At 35.2% G+C, this 19649-nt stretch carries 21 protein-coding genes, 2 pseudogenes and 1 other annotated feature; of the genes and pseudogenes, 22 read left to right on the top strand and 1 reads right to left on the bottom strand.

The features are described 5' to 3' along the window. Positions 1-26: 26 nt before the first annotated feature. From radC to pheA, 22 genes and pseudogenes are all read left to right on the top strand, one after another. Positions 27-575, top strand: a pseudogene (gene radC, locus NSQ89_RS14200) (RadC family protein); the annotation flags it as partial. Positions 576-708: 133 nt separating this feature from the next. Then, the gene (locus NSQ89_RS14195; protein WP_341132798.1) at positions 709-1800 is read left to right on the top strand and encodes a tyrosine-type recombinase/integrase; all 1092 of its coding nucleotides are present in this window, start codon (positions 709-711) and stop codon (positions 1798-1800) included. Beyond that, on the top strand, positions 1797-3698 hold the full coding sequence (locus tag NSQ89_RS14190; protein WP_341132797.1) for a tyrosine-type recombinase/integrase: 1902 nt from the start codon (positions 1797-1799) through the stop codon (positions 3696-3698). The genes NSQ89_RS14195 and NSQ89_RS14190 overlap by 4 nt, the downstream gene beginning before the upstream one ends. Beyond that, complete coding sequence (locus NSQ89_RS14185) at positions 3699-4079, top strand: DUF6262 family protein (protein WP_341132796.1); 381 nt, start codon at positions 3699-3701, stop codon at positions 4077-4079. 43 nt (positions 4080-4122) lie between these two features. Next, positions 4123-4593, top strand: coding sequence for a GNAT family N-acetyltransferase (locus tag NSQ89_RS14180; RefSeq protein WP_341132795.1), 471 nt, complete (start codon positions 4123-4125; stop codon positions 4591-4593). A gap of 17 nt (positions 4594-4610) precedes the next feature. Then, positions 4611-5084 (top strand): helix-hairpin-helix domain-containing protein, encoded by a 474-nt coding sequence (locus NSQ89_RS14175; protein ID WP_341132794.1) that lies wholly within the window; start codon positions 4611-4613, stop codon positions 5082-5084. Between the two features lie 80 nt (positions 5085-5164). Next, a pseudogene (locus NSQ89_RS14170) lies at positions 5165-5305 on the top strand (JAB domain-containing protein); the annotation flags it as partial. 168 nt (positions 5306-5473) lie between these two features. Continuing rightward, positions 5474-6496, top strand: coding sequence for a rod shape-determining protein (locus NSQ89_RS14165; RefSeq protein ID WP_047943598.1), 1023 nt, complete (start codon positions 5474-5476; stop codon positions 6494-6496). Between the two features lie 21 nt (positions 6497-6517). Continuing rightward, positions 6518-7408, top strand: coding sequence for a rod shape-determining protein MreC (gene mreC, locus NSQ89_RS14160; protein WP_047943599.1), 891 nt, complete (start codon positions 6518-6520; stop codon positions 7406-7408). Further along, positions 7405-7920, top strand: a complete 516-nt coding sequence (gene mreD / locus NSQ89_RS14155) for a rod shape-determining protein MreD (RefSeq protein WP_047943600.1) — start codon at positions 7405-7407, stop codon at positions 7918-7920. Before mreC ends, mreD begins: the two co-directional genes overlap by 4 nt. Before the next feature lie 599 nt (positions 7921-8519). Then, entirely contained in the window at positions 8520-9197 is a 678-nt protein-coding gene (gene minC, locus NSQ89_RS14150; protein ID WP_047943601.1) for a septum site-determining protein MinC, read from the top strand. Between the two features lies 1 nt (position 9198). Then, on the top strand, positions 9199-10002 hold the full coding sequence (gene minD, locus NSQ89_RS14145; RefSeq protein ID WP_095258091.1) for a septum site-determining protein MinD: 804 nt from the start codon (positions 9199-9201) through the stop codon (positions 10000-10002). Positions 10003-10251: 249 nt separating this feature from the next. Next, positions 10252-11022 (top strand): M23 family metallopeptidase, encoded by a 771-nt coding sequence (locus NSQ89_RS14140; RefSeq protein ID WP_047943603.1) that lies wholly within the window; start codon positions 10252-10254, stop codon positions 11020-11022. Beyond that, positions 11015-11881, top strand: a complete 867-nt coding sequence (locus tag NSQ89_RS14135) for a M50 family metallopeptidase (protein ID WP_095258092.1) — start codon at positions 11015-11017, stop codon at positions 11879-11881. The genes NSQ89_RS14140 and NSQ89_RS14135 overlap by 8 nt, the downstream gene beginning before the upstream one ends. Positions 11882-12027: 146 nt before the next feature. Next, complete coding sequence (locus tag NSQ89_RS14130) at positions 12028-13461, top strand: Rne/Rng family ribonuclease (RefSeq protein ID WP_341132793.1); 1434 nt, start codon at positions 12028-12030, stop codon at positions 13459-13461. Positions 13462-13540: 79 nt separating this feature from the next. After that, positions 13541-13621: a sequence feature (ribosomal protein L21 leader region), on the top strand. Positions 13622-13636: 15 nt separating this feature from the next. Continuing rightward, positions 13637-13945 carry a 50S ribosomal protein L21 gene (rplU, locus tag NSQ89_RS14125; protein ID WP_016201698.1) on the top strand — a complete coding sequence of 103 codons (309 nt, stop codon included), beginning with the start codon at positions 13637-13639 and terminating at the stop codon, positions 13943-13945. A gap of 12 nt (positions 13946-13957) precedes the next feature. Continuing rightward, positions 13958-14290, top strand: coding sequence for a ribosomal-processing cysteine protease Prp (locus tag NSQ89_RS14120; RefSeq protein ID WP_061801225.1), 333 nt, complete (start codon positions 13958-13960; stop codon positions 14288-14290). A gap of 17 nt (positions 14291-14307) precedes the next feature. After that, entirely contained in the window at positions 14308-14598 is a 291-nt protein-coding gene (gene rpmA, locus NSQ89_RS14115; protein WP_016201696.1) for a 50S ribosomal protein L27, read from the top strand. A gap of 489 nt (positions 14599-15087) precedes the next feature. Beyond that, entirely contained in the window at positions 15088-15636 is a 549-nt protein-coding gene (locus tag NSQ89_RS14110) for a Spo0B C-terminal domain-containing protein (RefSeq protein ID WP_061801224.1), read from the top strand. 191 nt (positions 15637-15827) lie between these two features. Beyond that, positions 15828-17117, top strand: a complete 1290-nt coding sequence (gene obgE, locus NSQ89_RS14105) for a GTPase ObgE (protein WP_047943608.1) — start codon at positions 15828-15830, stop codon at positions 17115-17117. Between the two features lie 177 nt (positions 17118-17294). Beyond that, positions 17295-17750, top strand: a complete 456-nt coding sequence (locus NSQ89_RS14100) for an ACT domain-containing protein (RefSeq protein WP_047943609.1) — start codon at positions 17295-17297, stop codon at positions 17748-17750. 115 nt (positions 17751-17865) lie between these two features. After that, a complete protein-coding gene (gene pheA, locus NSQ89_RS14095; RefSeq protein ID WP_061801222.1) occupies positions 17866-18717 on the top strand; it encodes a prephenate dehydratase in 852 nt (283 codons plus the stop codon). A gap of 74 nt (positions 18718-18791) precedes the next feature. On the opposite strand, the gene NSQ89_RS14090 is transcribed toward pheA, so the two are convergent. Then, a complete protein-coding gene (locus NSQ89_RS14090) occupies positions 18792-19334 on the bottom strand; it encodes a transcription repressor NadR (protein WP_047943611.1) in 543 nt (180 codons plus the stop codon). Between the last annotated feature and the right edge of the window lie 315 nt (positions 19335-19649).

Raw genomic sequence — 19649 nt, 5'->3', positions numbered from 1 at the left:
CAATGATAGGGAGGAACTTAGAAAGAATGGATTCGCTATTAATAAGAGATTTTCCGAATGATGAACGACCAAGAGAACGTTTTGTGAAACAGGGACCAGAAAGTTTAGCAAATCATGAGCTGCTTGCTCTCTTGATTCAAACAGGTTCCAAAAATGAATCCGTATTAACATTAGCGAACAAACTTTTAGTCCATTTTGATGGGCTTCGCTTGTTGAAGGATGCAAGTCTTGATGAGTTAAAAGAAATGAAAGGAATTGGAACGGCAAAAGCAATTCAATTGATGGCAGCAATTGAATTGGGGCGGCGCGTTTCCAATTTAGAATTTACCGATCGATATTGTATTCGGTCACCAGAGGATGCTGCCAAATATATGATGAATGAAATGAGATTTCTAACTCAGGAGCATTTCGTCTGTTTATATTTAAACACCAAGAATCAAGTTATGCATAAGCAAGTCGTTTTTATTGGTAGTTTAAATGCTAGTATCGTCCACCCAAGAGAAGTATACAAAGAAGCATTTAGAAGATCTGCAGCTTCTATCATTTGTCTCCACAATCATCCATCCGGCGATCCGTTAAGCATAGTATCATAATCTTTAGTACTTAAAGTATTTAAGGAGCATGATGCTATGTGATATCCTACTTTGAGTACTTATTATTTATAGTGAAAATATAAAGTAGATAAAGTGTTCAAAGTGGGGAGAAGAAATGAGAGTACAAAAGATAATTGTGGACAGAAAAGATTATCCACTTTTTTTATTACTAGATGATCAATATGAGATAGTTAAGCCAGTTATGAAGTTTATCAAATATTTAGATAGTACCGGAAAGTCTCCTAATACTGTTAAAACATACTGTTATCATCTAAAACATTTCTATGTATTTATGGCACAGAGAAAAATTACATTGCAGGATATTAACTTTGAGGAATTAGCTAGTTTTGTTGGCTGGTTAAGAAATCCTACAGGTAATTTAAACGTCATTGATATCCATCCAAAGGAAGCTAAGCGAGAGGAATCCACAGTTAATGCCATTCTAAATGCAGCAATAAGCTTTTTAGAATACTTGAGTCGTTCAGGTGAAATTAAGACAATCAATATATTCAAGGAAGCAAGGGGAAAAAACTTTAAAGGTTTCCTCCACCATATCAGTAAAGGAAAACCTTTTAAGAAGAATATTTTGAAATTAAGAGTTAAGAAGAAAAGGCTTAGGACTTTAGAGTACTCGGAAGTAAAGAGAATCACAGAAGCTTGCCATACCTTTCGAGACAAGTTAATTATCATGCTTATGTATGAGGGTGGTCTTCGAATTGGGGAGGTACTATCACTTCGATTGGAGGACATTGCGACATGGGATAACCAGATTAACATAACCCCTAGAGAAGAAAGTCTAAATGGAGCATATATAAAGCTAAGAAAAGAAAGAGTTATCCATGTAAGTAAAGAATTGATGGCTCTTTATACTGATTACCTTGTCCATGAGTATTGTGAGGAAATAGATCATGACTATGTTTTCATCACGTTAAAGGAAACCCATTTTGGGCAACCATTGAAGTACCAAAGTGTACTTGACCTTATTAGGCGATTAAATAAGAGGACAGGTATTTCCTTTACACCACATATGTTACGTCACACTCATGCGACTGAATTAATTAGAAACGGCTGGGATGTAACGTATGTTCAAAAAAGATTAGGTCATGCCCATGTCCAGACTACATTAAATACATATGTTCATCTCTCAGATCAAGATATGAAAAAGGAATTTAAAAAGTATCTTGAAGGGAGAGAACAGAAGAGATGATTACTACCTCAGAAAGAAAGATTTTAAGTCCTGTAGCTATTAGTAAAAAGATTGCAGAAATGAATAGTGAATTAGTGGACTATTGGGCTGACGATAGATGGGATATTCGAAAATGCCCACATCCTTCAGCGATTGAATTAGCTAAGAATCCTTCTTTGCGAAATCGCTGGGTTAATTTTGATCGTGTAGAAAACATTTGGCTAAGAACTGAATTAAAATACTTCTTTTATTATCACTTAACAAGTGGAGTGTGGAACGCAAAAACCGTTTGGATAAGAAAGGGAACCGTTATAAATCGAATGTTGGGATTCTTAAATCTAAAATATCCTAATATCAACTCTATAACGGAAGTTCCTATTGAAAAAGCTATGACTGAGTACAGGACATATTTAGTGCAGCAAGGGGTCAGAATAACGACGACTAACTATAAATTAAATGGCGATCAAGAAAAGATTGCAGTACAAGCTAACTCATATTACGTAACCAATTTGAAACAATTCATGGAGTTTTATGAGGACTGTTATTTTGATGGTGATGAACTGGAGAAGGACGTTTGGGATAGACGCAAGCTGAACCTTCCAGCTGACAAGGTAAATCCTACTCAATATGAGTATCTCGTTTCTTTCAAAGGAATTTCCAATCCATATTTTAGAGAGTTAACGAAACGGTACTGCAAACTGAAACTAAATACTTCAAGCTTCGCTCATGTCAATGATATTGCAGGTAGACTCAAGGATTTCTTTACTTTCTTGGACGCGAATTACGAGCATATTACTAGACTAAACCAACTCACTAGAGAGGTAATAGAAGATTATTTAAATGCATTAAATCAAACAGGATATAGCCCAAGTACTTTAATGGGAAAAATATCAACATTGGATCTATTTTTCACTACTATTCAGAGGTATGAATGGCAGGATACTCCGTCTAAGATTCTGATTTTTCAGGAGGATTATCCAAAGGTTCCGAAAGCAAAACCTCGTTTTATTGATGAATATGTGTTGGAGCAATTGAACAGCCATTTGGACGAATTACCAGCTTATATAGCAACAATGGTCATGATTATTCAAGAGTGTGGAATGAGGATCAGTGAGCTTTGTACTTTAAAAAAGGGATGTCTACTAGAAGACAAAGAAGGAGATTACTTCTTAAAGTATTACCAGTGGAAAATGAAAAAGGAACATATTATCCCTGTTTCAAGAGAAGTAGCTTCACTCATAAAGGTACAAGAAAAACATATTTCAGACGAATTTGGAAGTGAGTGTGAATACTTATTCCCTCGGAAGGATGGTTCTCCTTTAAAGCAGGAGACTTTCAGGAGAGAATTAAATGTATTGGCTTACGAAAAAAATATCGTTGACAAGTCAGGAAATATATTTAGATTCCATGCCCATGCCTTTAGGCATACCGTAGGGACTAGAATGATTAATAATGGTGTACCTCAACATATTGTTCAAAAATTTTTAGGACATGAAAGTCCTGAAATGACAAGTAGATATGCCCATATTTTTGACGAAACTCTAAAGTCGGAGTTTTCGAAATTCCAAGAAACACTCGTGACTAATCAAGGAAGTATTATCGAGGTTCAAGAGTTCAATGAAGCAAATGAAACAGATTTACAGTGGTTTAAGAAGAATATTAACGCTCAAGTATTACCTAATGGCTACTGTAGACTTCCGGTTATTGCAGGTCCTTGTCCTCATGCCAACGCTTGTTTAGACTGCACACACTTTTGTACAAGTAAAAAGTTCTTAGTTCAACATGAAGAACATTTAGCCCATACAAAGGAGTTATTGTCAATCGCAAAAGAGAGACAGTGGCAGCGACAAATCGAAACTAACACTCGTGTTCAAGAGCGATTAGAACAGATAATAGGCACTCTAAAGGAGGAAGACTAAATGGCCAAGCAATTACGTAACACTGATAAAATTGTTCAGTTAGCAAAGGAAAAGAGCGATAGAACCAGGGGAAACGTTGAGAAGGTAATTTCAAAAATGTCTTTAGAAGGTAAAACGATAAACTTTAATACTGTTGCATTAGAAGCAAATGTTTCTAAATCTTGGCTTTATAAAGAGTATAACATTAGAAAGCGAATTGAAGATCTTCGAAATCGTCAACAAATCAGCTTAATAAAACCCTCTAAGCAAAGTAAAAAAAGTTTACGTTCCGAGGAAGTTTTAATTAAGACATTAAAAGAACGTGTAAGGGAACTTGAAGAGGAAAATTCTCATTTGAAAATCCAAGTTCAAAAATTATATGGTGAACTTTATTCTAAATAGATAGTGAGAATTAAATAAAATTGTGGGGATGGGAGAATTACAGATGTATGAAACACGCTGGGCCACTAAAAATGAACTTCCGTTAATAGCAGAATATTGGTTTAGAATGGCATGTGAAATGGGTGAAATAGATGGCATACCTTTGCCTAACTCCCAGAAGGTTAATAAAGTTGAACGTTTATTTTTTGAGGAAAGTGAAAAAGGAAACCTTATGTTTAAGATAGCAGAAAATGAAAAAAAAGAAATCGTAGCTTGTGCAGGTGGCCTTATTAGAAAAGAGTATTTCTTTCCTTTAAGTGAAGAGCAAACTCCATTTGGTTGGATAATCGCTGTCTATACATTAAAGCAACATAGGAATAAAGGTTTAGCTTATAAACTGGTAGATGAAGTGTGTTTATGGCTAAAAGACAATGGGGCAAAGCGAGCTAGATTATGGTCTAGTTCTAGTGCAAGAAAAATATATGAAAGTCTTGGCTTTAAATCAATGTTAGATATGGAGAAACCGTTAGGTTAATCGGGAGGACAATGTAAATGTCAATTTCAAAAAGCCCCAAGTTGCCTCTAACACAAGAGGAAAAAAGCCTCCTTAGAAAGTGGAAAATTAAAAAAAGTGATATTCACAAATTTGAGGTGCAAGATATTATAAACATTTTAAATGTTTCAAAAGATCGGGCAGAGATTCTAAAAGGGTTAGCAACATTTCAGCAAATCCCTTCAATTGGATACGAATTGGCTTATAAAATTGTTCATCACCTTGGCTATCACAGTTTAGAACAGTTAAAGGATAAACAATGGGCGGAAGTAGTTAATTGTTTAGAACTAAAGATGGGGTGTTGGACAGATCCATGTGTAGAAGACCAAATCATATGCATTATTCATTATGCCAATCATCCTGATAGCGAAAAACAATGGTTTAATTTTACAAATGAAAGAAAGGTGTATCGACAACAAAATGGATACCCTAAATCTAGACCTAAATTAGCCTGGTACGAAAATCAAAACTAGATGATATTTTTTCTTTAAATATATGTCTTCGAAGTAGGGGTGCTGATATTATCCGTTTTTTTGACGTTTACTATTGATAAGACCCTTCCCCCAGCAGAGAGGATATTGAAGTGACAAAAAGATTAGTGGAATGCGGAAAAATAATTGGGATTGATCTGCTAGATCATATCATAATTGGGGAAAATAAATTTATCAGCTTAAAAGAAAAAGGGTATGTATGATACTGTTCTTTTTTGTAGAAATAAGCTATAATATAATTTATGATTTTTTGGCTATTTATGTCTAAACATGACAAAATATAGATAAGTAACAATTAAAGGAAATTACAAAGAGGAGAACATCTACCTACTTTATAATATTGCATTAGTTTCAGAAAGGGAGATACATTTATGTTAGGTTTTGGAACAAGAGATCTTGGAATTGATTTAGGAACAGCGAATACGCTAGTTTATGTAAAAGGCAAAGGAATAGTACTAAGAGAACCGTCAGTTGTCGCACTACAAACTGATACAAAGAGCATTGTAGCGGTTGGTAACGATGCGAAGAATATGATTGGTAGAACACCAGGAAATGTTGTTGCACTTCGTCCGATGAAGGATGGTGTAATTGCAGATTATGAAACAACAGCAACGATGATGAAATACTACATTAAGCAAGCAACAAAGAATAAGGGCTATTTTTCTGGCAAACCGTATGTAATGGTTTGTGTACCATCAGGCATTACAGCTGTAGAAGAAAGAGCGGTAATTGATGCAACACGTCAAGCTGGTGCGAGAGATGCCTATACGATTGAAGAGCCGTTTGCTGCTGCTATTGGTGCTAATCTTCCTGTATGGGAGCCAACTGGTAGTATGGTTGTTGATATCGGTGGTGGTACAACAGAGGTAGCTATTATTTCCCTTGGTGGAATTGTTACTAGTCAATCTATTCGGATTGCTGGTGATGAGATGGATGACGCAATTGTTAATTATATTCGTAAAACGTATAATTTGATGATTGGAGAAAGAACTTCTGAAAGCATTAAAGTGGAAATTGGCAGTGCTGGAAATCCAGATCAAATTGAAAACATGGATATTCGCGGAAGAGACTTATTAACTGGTCTTCCAAAAACAATCAAAATTACTGCAGATGAAATTTCAAAAGCGTTAAAAGATACAGTTGCTGCAATTGTTGATGCAGTCAAAGTAACATTAGAAAAAACGCCTCCAGAACTAGCTGCAGATATTATGGATCGTGGAATTGTTCTAACAGGTGGTGGAGCATTGCTTCGTAATCTTGATAAAGTTATCAGTGAAGAGACAAAAATGCCTGTTGTTATAGCAGAAGATCCATTGGATTGTGTAGCTATCGGAACTGGTAAAGCTTTAGACCATATTCATTTATTCAAAAATAAAGCAAAAGATTCACGATAATTTTAGTAGAGGTGTAGAAGCATGCCACAGTTTTTTATGAATAAACGCTTGATTATTTTGCTTGTTAGCATCATTATTCTCGTGGCATTAATAGGGTTTTCATTAAGTAATCGAAATAAACTAACCTGGCCGGAACAATTCGTAAAGGACACTACCGGCTGGGTTCAAACCCTTGTATCTAGACCTGCCCAATATGTGGTGGGTTTTGTTGATAATGTCCAATCCTTGCAAGATACATATAAAGAGAATAAAGAATTAAAGGCAAAGCTAGAGGAAAATGCTCAGCTTAAATATCAGGTTCAAGGTCTCAAAAAAGATGTACAGTCATTACAGGAAACGTTGGAAGAAAAAGAGTCATTAAGTGACTATACAATTATGAAAGCAACGGTAATTCGGAGAAATCCTTCTCAATGGACAGAACTAGTTACCATCAATCGAGGAGAAAATGACGGCGTAGAGAAAAATATGGCTGTTATCACTTCTGCTGGATTAATAGGGAAAATAAAGTCAGTAGCACCTAATACTGCAACTGTACAGCTGCTTAGTTCTGAAGATCCAGCTAATCGCATTTCTGCTTTTATTCAGTCAAAAGAGGATGATAAAAAGAAGAAAGAAAAATCCGAAGTTTTTGGGATTATTGCTGATTATGATAAAGAAACAAAGCAATTAATTATGACTTGGGAAGAAGCTCCTAATGGGTTGAAAGTGAAAAAAGGTCAGCTTGTTACAACCTCAGGAATGGGTGGGGTCTTTCCAAAAGGGTTAGCTATTGGTACAGTAGATAAAGTAGAGCCAGATGAAAATGGACTGCAGAAAAAAGTATATATTAAGCCGGCAGCGGACTTCTATGATATTGAGCATGTGATGGTGGTAGACAGGGCAGCATTATCTCCTAAAGAGGAAGACCAATGAGAAAAGTTTTAATTGGCTGTTTAATTTCCTTTATGTTTATTTTTGAGAGTGTTTTTCTTGAGTTGCTCCCTACAGATCCTTTTGGTAAAAATTGGATTTTCGTCCCATACTTTTTGCTCATTACTATCCTTTTCTTTTCTGTTTATGGTAATAGAAATGTTGGTGTCATATATGGCTTTGTTTTTGGGCTGCTTTTTGATATTGTTTATACAGAAATTTTAGGTATCTATTTTTTTACTTTCCCTTTTATCATTTATATTTTTAATAAATTGATGAAAATTTTTCATAGTAATATTGTTGTTGTATCTGTAATGAATTTACTCGCTGTTTCGGCACTGGAAATGATTGTGTATCAAATGATAAAAGTGATAAATTTGACAACGATTGATTTTGCGAGTTTCCTTCATTTACGGCTTCTGCCGTCTTTAGGATTAAATCTTATTTTTATCATCATTGTCGCTTATCCTTATAAACGTTTATTTGAGAAGTATGCAGCAGAGTTAAAAGAATGATATAGTTAGAATGCATGATAATAAATTTCAGATTGGACATTAAGTTGTCAACAATCTGAAATTTATTTGATTAGTGACTATTTGTCTTTTGTTCTTTTTGAGAAGAAATATATTTAGCTCGAAAAGGAATTTTAAAAGCGTTTGTCGAATGATATAAAAAGGAATTAGAAATAAAGGTCTAAAGTCCTTACTCTTATATCATAGTGTTGATGAAAGACACTTGTTTAAAAAGTGAACGGAGAAGTAAAACATTATTTTTGCATGTTGAAACAGCATTTATGAAAAGCAGTAAGTGCTTTAAGTTAAAGTGCCAACCATCTATCAAATGAAATTGTTGGATCGATTAGGAGACAAGTATCATCTAATAGGCAGCATGATACTTATTTAGAATCGATAACCCTTCTTTATTTGATAAGGATGTTTGCGCTTTTTTATGCAAAGTGAGATTTATAAGTATAACGATATCCGAGCATTTGCGTCTTATATCTAAGGAACGATAGACTATTAGTATTGTTTGATAAAATAGATGTATTATGTCCATAGGTCCGTGCAGGATAAAGAGACGCTTACGCTTTTCTTACAGAGGTGAACAACTTGAAATGAAAAAAAGGCAACTAGTAACAATTAAAGGAACAAAAAATGGGCTGGGTTTGCATCTATATGATAATTGTTCGTACGAGGATTTACTAAAGGAATTACAGTATAAATTGAATGAGAGCTCCAGTCTACATAATGAAAATCGAGACATAAAAGTGACAGTAGAGCTTGGAAATAGATATGTAACAGATGAACAAAAAGAAACCATTGTTCATCTCATTCAGGAAAAACAAAACCTAACTGTTCAATCGATTAATAGTAATTTAGTGACAAAGAAAGAAGCGGAGAACTGGCTAAAACAAAATGAATTGAAATCGATAACCAGTATTGTGCGCTCTGGTCAAGTTTTAGAGGTGCCCGGTGATTTATTATTAATTGGAGATGTGAATCCAGGTGGAAAGGTAATCGCCGGCGGCAACATCTATATTATGGGACAGTTAAAAGGAATAGCTCATGCTGGATATAATGGGAAGGATGACGCGGTCATTGCTGCATCCGTTATGAAACCGACACAAATTCGGATTAGTCGTTTTATTGAGAGAGAGGTTGGAAATACCTTATCTGAAAAAACAAGAGAAATGGAATGTGCGTATGTGAATGACAATGTCATTAAGATTGATAGATTACAAGTACTACCACATTTAAGACCGAATTTGCTGAAATTGGAAGGAGGATATTAAGATGGGAGAGGCAATTGTTATAACATCAGGTAAAGGTGGAGTTGGAAAAACGACCACTTCTGCAAACATTGGAACAGCACTTGCGTTACAAGGGAAAAAAGTTTGTTTAATAGATACAGATATTGGCTTGCGAAATCTTGATGTCGTGATGGGATTAGAAAATCGTATCATTTATGATTTAGTAGATGTGGTGGAGGAAAGATGTAAAATTCATCAAGCGCTTGTGAAAGATAAACGTTTTGATGATCTATTATATTTATTACCTGCTGCGCAAACAAGTGATAAAACGGCTGTACGACCAAATCAAATGAGAGAATTAGTTCTCCGCTTAAAGCAAGATTATGATTATATCATCATTGATTGTCCTGCAGGAATTGAACAGGGGTATCAAAATGCAGTCGCTGGCGCGGATAAAGCCATTGTGGTTACGACTCCTGAAGTATCTTCTGTTAGAGATGCTGATAGAGTAATTGGATTATTGGAAAAAGAAGAGCAGATGGAACCTCCAATGCTTGTTATCAATAGAATTAGAAATCATATGGTGAAAAATGGCGATATGTTAGATATTGATGAAGTAACCAGCCATCTCTCCATTGATTTATTAGGAATTGTTGCAGATGATGATGCGGTTATAAGAGCTTCTAACAACGGGGAGCCGATTGCTTTAAACCCAAATAGTAAATCTGCGATTGCCTACCGAAATATCGCAAGAAGAATTTTAGGAGAAACGGTTCCTTTGCAGCAATTAGAAGAAGAATCCAAAGGCGTGTTTGCAAAAATTAAGACATTCTTTGGTGCTAAATAAATATAAAGATAGTAAATTTATATATGTATAAATAAGTCGGTTGCGAAACAACTATCTGTTGATAAGCGATAATCGTAATAGCTGGCCCTGTAAAGAGATAAATTGATTCATGCGTAATCAATTTATTTCTTTACAGGGTTTTTTAAATCAGTACCATTCTTTTATTCCCCTTTTATTAGTGGCATAACTTATAGCTCCTTAACATAAATATAGGGTAAAGAGGACAAGTATGTAAGGGGAGAGGAGTATATGGGGTCAAGAAATGATGAGGTTAGAAAAAAAATCGAAAGAAGAAGAAAAGAACGAGCGAGAATAGAAAAGAATATTGATAACCGAGTACTTTGGTCTGATGAAGAAGATACCTTCGACTATACATTTTCATCAAAAGAGGAAAATTACCCTCCTAAAATTCACCCTTTATTTCGAAAAGATTTATTTATGTTGAAAATTTTAGGAGCGGCTATTCTTTTTCTTGCTGTTGCCATCATTGTAGACCATCCGTCCACAAGATTAGGAAAAGTCGAAAATACGATTAGACAAGCAATGTCGACAGAATTTAATTTTATGGTTGTTGCAGATTGGTATGAAGAGAAATTCGGAAAACCATTAGCTTTTTTACCAGAACAAAAAGGAAAAGAACAAGATACAGAGCGATTGCAGCAATACGCTTTATCTGCTTCTGGTAAGGTATTAGAAGAATTTCAGAAAAACGGACAACGGATTGCGATAGAAACTGGAGTAGATACAACAGTACAATCTTTTAATGAGGGACAAATTACCTTTATTGGCGAGAAAGAAGGCTTTGGAAAAACAGTCGTTATAAAGCATAGTGATCAGAGTGAATCATGGTATGGCAACTTAGAAGAAGTGGATGTAAAGTTATATGAAAATATAAAAAAAGGAACAAAAGTAGGAAACGCTTCAAGATATGAAGGAGATGAAACATTAGGTCTATTCTTTTTTGCGATTAAGCAAAATGATGATTTTATCGATCCTCTACAGGTGATGGAAATTGAATAGGTTTTTTAGTGTTTTTAAGTATCTTCATATTCATCCACTATTATGGGTTGTCATTGCTATTGGGGTAATGACTGCCCATTTTTATGAATTATGCCTATTGTTTATGATTATTTTTATTCATGAATTAGGTCATGCGTTTGCTGCCGCATTTTTTTCGTGGAGAATAAAGAAAATATCTTTATTACCCTTTGGCGGAGTAGCGGAAATGGATGAACACGGAAATCGCCCTTTGCGAGAAGAGGCAATCGTTATTATATCTGGACCGATCCAGCATATTTGGCTGGTTGGATTAGGATTTCTTTTATGGCAGTGGGGGATTTTCACAGAATCTTTGTATCAAACCTTTATCCAATATAATTTTATGATTCTTTTCTTTAATTTACTTCCAATTTGGCCATTGGACGGTGGCAAATTAATGTTTCTTTTATTTTCCTTGAAAAATCCCTTTCCAAAATCTCATAAATATACACTTTATTTTTCTATTATTGGAACCTTAATCTTTCTGTTAATGGTTCTTATTATGATGCCGCAGAATGTAAATGCATGGATTATTATTAGTTTTTTAGTTTTTTCTATTTATTATGAATGGAAGCAAAGAAGGTTTTTGTTTATGCGATTTTTACTGGAACGATATTATGGAAAATCGAATGAATTAAGAAAGTTACTTCCCCTAGAAGTCCAAGAAGACGATTCGGTATTGGATGTATTAGAACGATTTCATCGAGGGTGTAAACATCCAATTATTGTAAGATCCACGCGGAAAGACAATGCGATTCTGGATGAGAATGAGCTATTACATGTTTATTTTAAAGAAAAGAACGTAACGGCGAAAATAAAAGAAATACTTTGCGTCTTATAGGATACATAGAGAAAACGGTGATTACTGACGATAGCTCTTTAGTTAGAGCATACTTGAAATTTGTCCAAGAATAGGTCCTTAAGTTTACTAAAACATTTCATCTAAGCTACAATAATAAGATAACCAGAAAAAGAGGATGTATGATATTGAATCAAGTAATCGTTAATATAAAAACTAGAGAAAATAGATTTGCTTATCTAATAGATGGGAAAGTAGAAAAAATATATGTCCAGCAGCCGCAATATAAAACAACTGTTGGAAATATTTATTTGGGACAAGTGACAAAGGTAATTCCCGGAATGAATGCTGCATTTGTAGAAATTGGGGAAGGCAAAGGAGCCTATTTGCCGAGAGAGAAAATGATTTCATTTGTGCGGAGTGAGGGAACTTTAGAAGAGAAAAAAAAGATAAGTGTCTCCTCTTATATAAAACAAGGAGAACGAATATTAGTTCAAGTAATAAAAGATGCTGCGGGGCCAAAGGGTGCTAAAATAACGGGGATAATTGAAATTAGCGGAGAGCATTTAGTGTATATGCCTTATGGTCGATATGTGGCGGTCTCTAAAAAGATTCATTCTCATACTGCGCAAAAAGAGTTAAGAAATATAGGGAGTCATATAAAAACAGACAACGAAGGCATAATCTTTCGCACAACGGCAGCTAATTGTTCAGAAGAAACATTAAGGTTGGAGCTCGAAGCATTACGGCAGGAATATAAAGGATTGGAACAAAAAGCTAGACAAAAGAAAATAATGCTTGTCCATGAAAATGATGAATTTACTAAACAGTTGAATATTCTCTTTAAGCAAATGAAAGAGGGAGAAATCATTGTCGATAGTCTAGAAGAGCGGAAAAATTGGCAAGCAATGTACCCCCATTTAACTGTTTCGTTTTATCAAGGTAGTGAAGATTTATTTTCTTATTACCATGTTGAAAGGGAAATAGATAAAGCTTTGAAAAGAGTTGTCTGGCTCCCAAATGGCAGCTATCTGATAGTCGATCAGGCAGAGGCTGCAACTATTATTGACGTAAATACAGGTAAATATGAAGGGAAACATCAGTTAGAGCAAACGGTCTTTCAAACAAATATGTTTGCTGCAAAGGAAGCTGCAAGGCAAATTAAATTAAGAGACCTTTCTGGTATTATATTAATTGATTTTATTGATATGAAGAGCGAGGAAGAAAAGAAAGTGATGGATATCCTAGAGAAGGAATTGCAGTCAGATAATAGACAATCGAAAGTAATTGGATTTACTTCACTAGGGATATTACAGCTCACTCGAAAGAAAACAATGAAATCCTTATCCGAAACACTGCAAAGTAAGTGTGTAATTTGCGAAGGCACAGGCTTGGTGAAAAGCGCAAGTAGTATGGCCTTTCAATTAGAAAGAGAGCTATGGGAATATCGCAATAAGGATATGGAACTTGTGGAAGTTATCGTCTCACAAGATGTCTATGCTCTATTTATGGGTGGAGGAAATAATCATAAAAAACGATTAGAGGAAGTATTAGGCTTTATGATTAAAATGGAAATAGCTGAGTTTCCAAAGCCAGACTATTTTATTCGAATGGTTAAATGATTCACCATAAAGCTAATAATAGAATATGATTGACAGTATCTTTTAAACATGTTAGTATTTTAATGTTGTTTGTAGCACCCGTGCTCTACAACCGCACATAGCAGGTAATGAAGCTTTTGCTTTTGCAAAACGCCTGTCATTGGCGAGTCTTAGTCTATTAAGGAGGTGCAGTTTAATGTACGCAATTATTGAAACAGGCGGAAAACAAATCAAAGTTGAAGAAGGTCAAGCTATCTACATCGAGAAATTAAACGGTGAAGCTGGTGACACTGTTACTTTTGATAAAGTTCTTTTCGTTGGCGGAGAAAATGTAAAAGTAGGAAGTCCAGTTGTCGAAGGAGCTACTGTTACAGCTAAAGTTGAAAAACAAGGCCGTCAAAAGAAAATCATCGTTTTCAAATACAAAGCGAAGAAAAATTATCATAAAAAACAAGGTCATCGTCAACCTTACACTAAAGTTGTTATCGAAAAGATCAACGCTTAAGGTTGAATTTGTATGATCGAAATTACGATTAACAAATCGAATGATGGTCTCATTCATTCCTTTACGATAAGTGGTCATGCTCTTTTTGCGAATAGTGGGGATGATATAGTGTGTGCTGGAGTATCAGCTGTTTCTTTTGGAAGCATTAATGCTGTTATTTCTCTTACTGGTATTACACCCATTATAAAGCAAGGAAAAGATGGAGGTTTTATTTCTTGTACGATTCCTGGAAATGTTCCGGGAGAGACAAGAGATAAAATTCAACTTCTTTTAGAGGGAATGATTGTTTCTTTAGAAACAATTGAACGAGACTATGGAAAATACGTAACTATCACTTATAATTAAATAGGAGGTGGAACGAAATGTTAAGATTAGATCTTCAGTTTTTTGCATCTAAAAAAGGGGTAGGTTCTACTAAAAACGGACGTGACTCCATTTCTAAACGTTTAGGAGCTAAACGTGCAGATGGTCAATTAGTAACTGGTGGAAGCATTCTTTACCGTCAACGCGGTACAAAAATCTATCCAGGAGTAAACGTTGGTCGTGGTGGCGATGATACACTATTCGCAAAAGTTGACGGAATCGTTAAATTTGAGCGTCTTGGTCGTGATCGCAAACAAGTTAGCGTATACCCAGTAGCACAAGAAGCATAAGATAATGATCAGATAGGCTGGCTCGTTTAGGGTCAGCCTATCTGTTTGTTAAGGGATAAATTTTTTGATTAAGATGTATGTTGTGACCAGATTAGGTGAAGGATGATTTCAACACTTAGACAAAAAGCAGGAGGGGCTTTTTGTCTAAGTGTTGAAAAAAGAGAGAAATCAATTGCTTTTTCGTATGCAATCAAGAATAAAGGTTGCCTCTTATGTATATAGTTTGTTATGACCACAGTCTTCATACACTTCGCTTTCAACATTTCTTTATCAAATCAATCCAAAATAACTTGGTGTATAAATTGGATAGACCTTTTAGGAAACGGGAATTTTTTGTCCTTATTCATTATGAAAACCTAAAGTTCAAGTGGATATAATTTAGTGGCTACCGTGATGGAGATATCGTTTTTGTTCATTGATGATTCATTTTTTGTTATACTTACTTAAAACAGTCTTCTAAGACTTAATAACCTTTGTAGGAGTACAAGAATGAATAAAGACTGGAATACGATAGAGTTTTTAAGACATGTTCGCCATGATTGGCTAAATAAAATTCAATTGATAAAAGGAAATTTGGATTTAAATAAACCGGATCGAGTAAAAGAAATTATTAATGATATTATTACAGAGACAAAACAAGAAGCTAAGTTATCTAATCTAAATATTCCACAATTTGCTACAAAATTATTAATTGCAAACTGGGAAAATTATTATTTTCGATTGGAATATGAAGTGTTGGCCGAAGAAAAATGTCGCGGGACAGAAGATGAAATACTTACCGAATGGACAACCTTATTTTTCCAAACGTTAAATCAATATAGCAAACCCTTTGCAGATAATCATCTATACATTTCCATTCATTCAATGGTGGAAGGATTTCGTTTGTATGTTGATTTTAACGGAGAGCTGCTAGATAGTGAATCCATGTTTCAATTTCTTCATCAACCTTTTTCTTATTTGAAATTGGAAAATATTGAAATGAGCAAGGACGAGCTCCTATTTGAAGTTTGGATGGATAGAGAGCAAACAGGTAAATAATAAGAAGGACTTGTTTGAATAGCATAAAAGGAAATTGTGATTTTTAGAAAAAATAGCTGCAAATGTTTGTAGGAATAAAATAATTGGTCCTTCTAGTGAGGAGAGCAACCCTCCTTTCATAAGGATTAATCCTTGTTCACTATTAGACAAATAAGCTGCTTATGTTTTTCTTAATAGGAGGAAATAAATTTATGTTTGTGGATCAGGTTAAGATTTATGTGAAGGGCGGAGATGGCGGAAATGGTATGGTAGCTTTTCGCCGAGAAAAGTTTGTCCCAAAAGGTGGCCCAGCTGGTGGAGATGGAGGAAAAGGTGCAGATGTAATATTCCAAGTAGAAGAAGGTCTGCGTACTTTAATGGATTTCCGATATCAACGTCATTTCAAAGCACCACGTGGAGAGCATGGGATGTCAAAAAATCAGCACGGTCGCAATGCAAAAGATATGATTGTCAAGGTTCCGCCGGGTACAATCGTTGCCGATGCGAATACAAAGGAAGTTATTGCAGATTTAACTGAGCATGGCCAACAAGCTGTAATTGCACGTGGCGGCCGTGGAGGAAGAGGAAATTCTCGTTTTGCAAGTCCATCTAACCCTGCCCCAGAATTATCGGAAAATGGGGAACCAGGTCAGGAAAGAGATGTTACTCTGGAGTTAAAGGTATTAGCAGATGTTGGTTTAGTAGGATTTCCGAGTGTTGGTAAATCTACCTTACTGTCTGTTGTATCTGCTGCGAAACCTAAAATAGCTGACTATCATTTTACAACAATCGCCCCTAATTTAGGAATGGTGGAAACGGAAGATAATAGAAGTTTTGTTATGGCTGATTTGCCAGGGCTAATTGAAGGAGCACATTCGGGTATCGGATTAGGTCATCAGTTTCTTCGTCACATTGAACGTACAAGAGTTATTGTCCATGTGATTGATATGGCTGCTATTGAAGGCAGAGACCCATATGAGGACTATGTTACGATTAATAACGAGCTGCAGGAATACAATATGCGTTTATTAGAAAGACCGCAAATTATTGTTGCTAATAAAATGGACATGCCAGATGCAGAAGAAAACCTAAAAGTATTTAAAGAAAAATTGGAGGAGGACTATCCAATTTTCCCAGTGTCCGCTTTAACTAGATCAGGTCTGCGTGAACTTCTTTTTGCGATTGCGGATAAATTAGAGAATACTCCTGAGTTCCCATTAGAGGAAGTAGAAGAGGAAGCAGGTATTCACCGCGTTGTTTATAAACATGAAGTAGATGAGCGTCAATTCTATATTACAAGAGATCCAGATGGCAGCTTTGTTCTTTCAGGTGAAGGTATTGAAAAACTATTTAAGATGACAGATTTCTCCCGTGATGAGTCTGTTCGCAGATTCTCTCGTCAAATGCGCGGCATGGGCATCGATGAAGCATTACGTCAGCGAGGCGCTAAAGATGGAGATACTGTAAAGTTAATGGAATATGAATTTGAATTCATTGACTAAGAAAACATGGTTTAAAAAAAGATGAAAGATCTTCCCTCTCGTCAAAGCTGAATAATACGAGAGGGCAGTTTTTCATACGAAATAGAAAATAATGACTAATTCGAAAAAGTCTAGTTGTTAAACCAGAGTTATTTCTATATACATAATTAGTATCCGTTACCTTATAGGGGTGAGCAGATGAAACAAAGTAAAATAGATCATAAATTTTTTATAGTAAGAGAAGATGTACTGTCAGAGGCAATGCGCAAAACCTTAGATGCCAAAGAGCTCTTAGAAAGAGGAAAAGCAGAGTCTGTCCATGAGGCAGTAAAAAAGGTAGATTTAAGCCGAAGTGCATTTTATAAATATCGTGATACCATCTTTCCTTTCCACACAATAGTGAAAGAAAGATTGATTACGTTATTCTTTTATATTGAAGATCGATCGGGAACCTTATCTAAATTGCTAAGTGTTGTTGCTTCTGCTGGATGCAATGTACTGACAATTCATCAAACGATTCCACTGCAAGGAAGAGCCAATGTAACACTGTCGTTAAATACCGCAGAAATGGAAATATCCATTGATATGTTGTTAGAGCGATTGCGTATGCTTGAATTTGTGGAGAAAGTGGACGTTCTGAGTACGGGCGCATAAAAAGTCATTTATTTATAAGGAGATCCTGTTGTTATTAGGAAGATGGCTTTTTCAGTCAATCTTCTTTTTATAAAGGTTAAATTCAGAATAAATAATTTTTTTGGAGGAGAAAGAAGTGAAAGTAGGCTACTTAGGTCCAAAAGCAACATTTACAAATATGGCGGTAAATCAGCAATTTCCTGGGGTGGAATCCGTTCCTTTTCTAACCATTCCCAATTGCCTCGATGCTGTGATGGAAGATAAAGTGGATGTTGCTTTAGTTCCGGTTGAGAACACATTAGAAGGATCGGTCAACATTACATTAGATTATTTAATCCATGAAGTATTTTTACCTATTCATGGGGAAGTGACGGTTCCGATAAAACAACATATAATGGTTCATCCATTCCGGGAAGACAAATGGAGAGAAATTGAAGTAGTCTATAGTCATTCCCATGCAATTGCTCAATGCCATAAGTTTCTACATACAGAATTAAACGGGATTGCTTGTGAGTATATGACGTCAACAGCAGCAGCAGCACAGTTTGTTAAAGAAAATCCGCATATCAACGGGGCAGCTATTGGAAATTTGCTAACAGCTGAAGAATATGGTCTGAAGATTGTAAAACATAATATTCATGATTCAATGAATAATCATACCCGTTTTCTCATTTTATCGAAAAATCCTGTACATTATTCAGCAGCAACAAGTCATCTGGTTGGTCATAAAACAAGTCTTATGGTCACTTTGCCTGCCGATCGTTCTGGTGCTCTCCATCAAGTATTGTCTGCCTTTGCATGGAGAAAACTAAACTTAGTGAAAATTGAATCAAGGCCAACAAAAACTGGATTAGGGAATTATTTCTTTCTTATTGACTTAGATAGAAAAATGGATGACGTATTAATACCAGGCGCTATTGCAGAATTAGAGGCAATAGGCTGTGAAGTAAAGATACTGGGGAGTTATCCTTATTACATGACGGAATAGATAGAACCACTATACGAAGAATGCAAAAAAATCACTAATGACGATTAAAGTCTTAGTGATTTTTGTGATTTACCTTAAGCTTCTTCTTCCATTAAAAAATCTGCCTTTCGTAAAGCTTCTTCTGCCTCTAGTAATGTATCAAGGGATGGTGCGGTAATGGTATGCAGATGAATACCTGCCGTTAATTCAGATAAATAAGCAGCATTTGTATGCTTAATTTTCTTCATAAATTGTTTCACTTCTTTTCGATTAGAGACGAGGATAGAAGCCGTCAAATCGCCGTATACTGGATGTTCAATTGTGACATCCTTAACCGTTACTCCATTATCAACAAGGATATTTAACTCTTCCTCCGTTTTTTCTGGTGGATGATTACACGCAATAATTCTTTCGTAGAGCATCGGTTTTGATTCTTGTAAATATAAATAGCCTTGACTAGTTGCCAAAATTGGTTCGTTTTTCGCCTTTAGCAGTGTAATATCTCCAACAATTATTTGTCTACTAACATTTGTCAATTTTGAAAGTTCACTGCCAGTATAAGGTCGATTTTTCTCTTTTAGTAAAGTAAGAATATAAGCCCTTCTTTCTTCACCAAGCATTTTTTTTGATTCAGTCATCCAATCTCTCCTTTTGTTGCAGTTACTCTGATTAAAAAATTACCTTTTTTTATCTGCTATCTTCGGAAAAGTCACTAACACAAATTTATTGGTATTTATTTGGAAAATAGTGGCAGCTCCCTGTTTTGCTTGAAAGGCAGAACTCAGTATTTATTTTTCCTTCATTCTATTTTACCAAAAGAATATCTAAATGAATAAACCAAATTATTTTTCATAGGAAACGAATATAATTAATTGCCGAAAAGAAGGACAAAGATCTGAGCAATCTTTGTACGACTAGAACACATATTTTTAAAAAAAACGCATAGATTTTTG

Source organism: Niallia sp. FSL R7-0648, assembly GCF_038007005.1.
Taxonomy (GTDB): Bacteria; Bacillota; Bacilli; order Bacillales; family Cytobacillaceae; genus Niallia; species Niallia circulans.
This window is presented reverse-complemented; position numbering and strand designations above follow the sequence as displayed.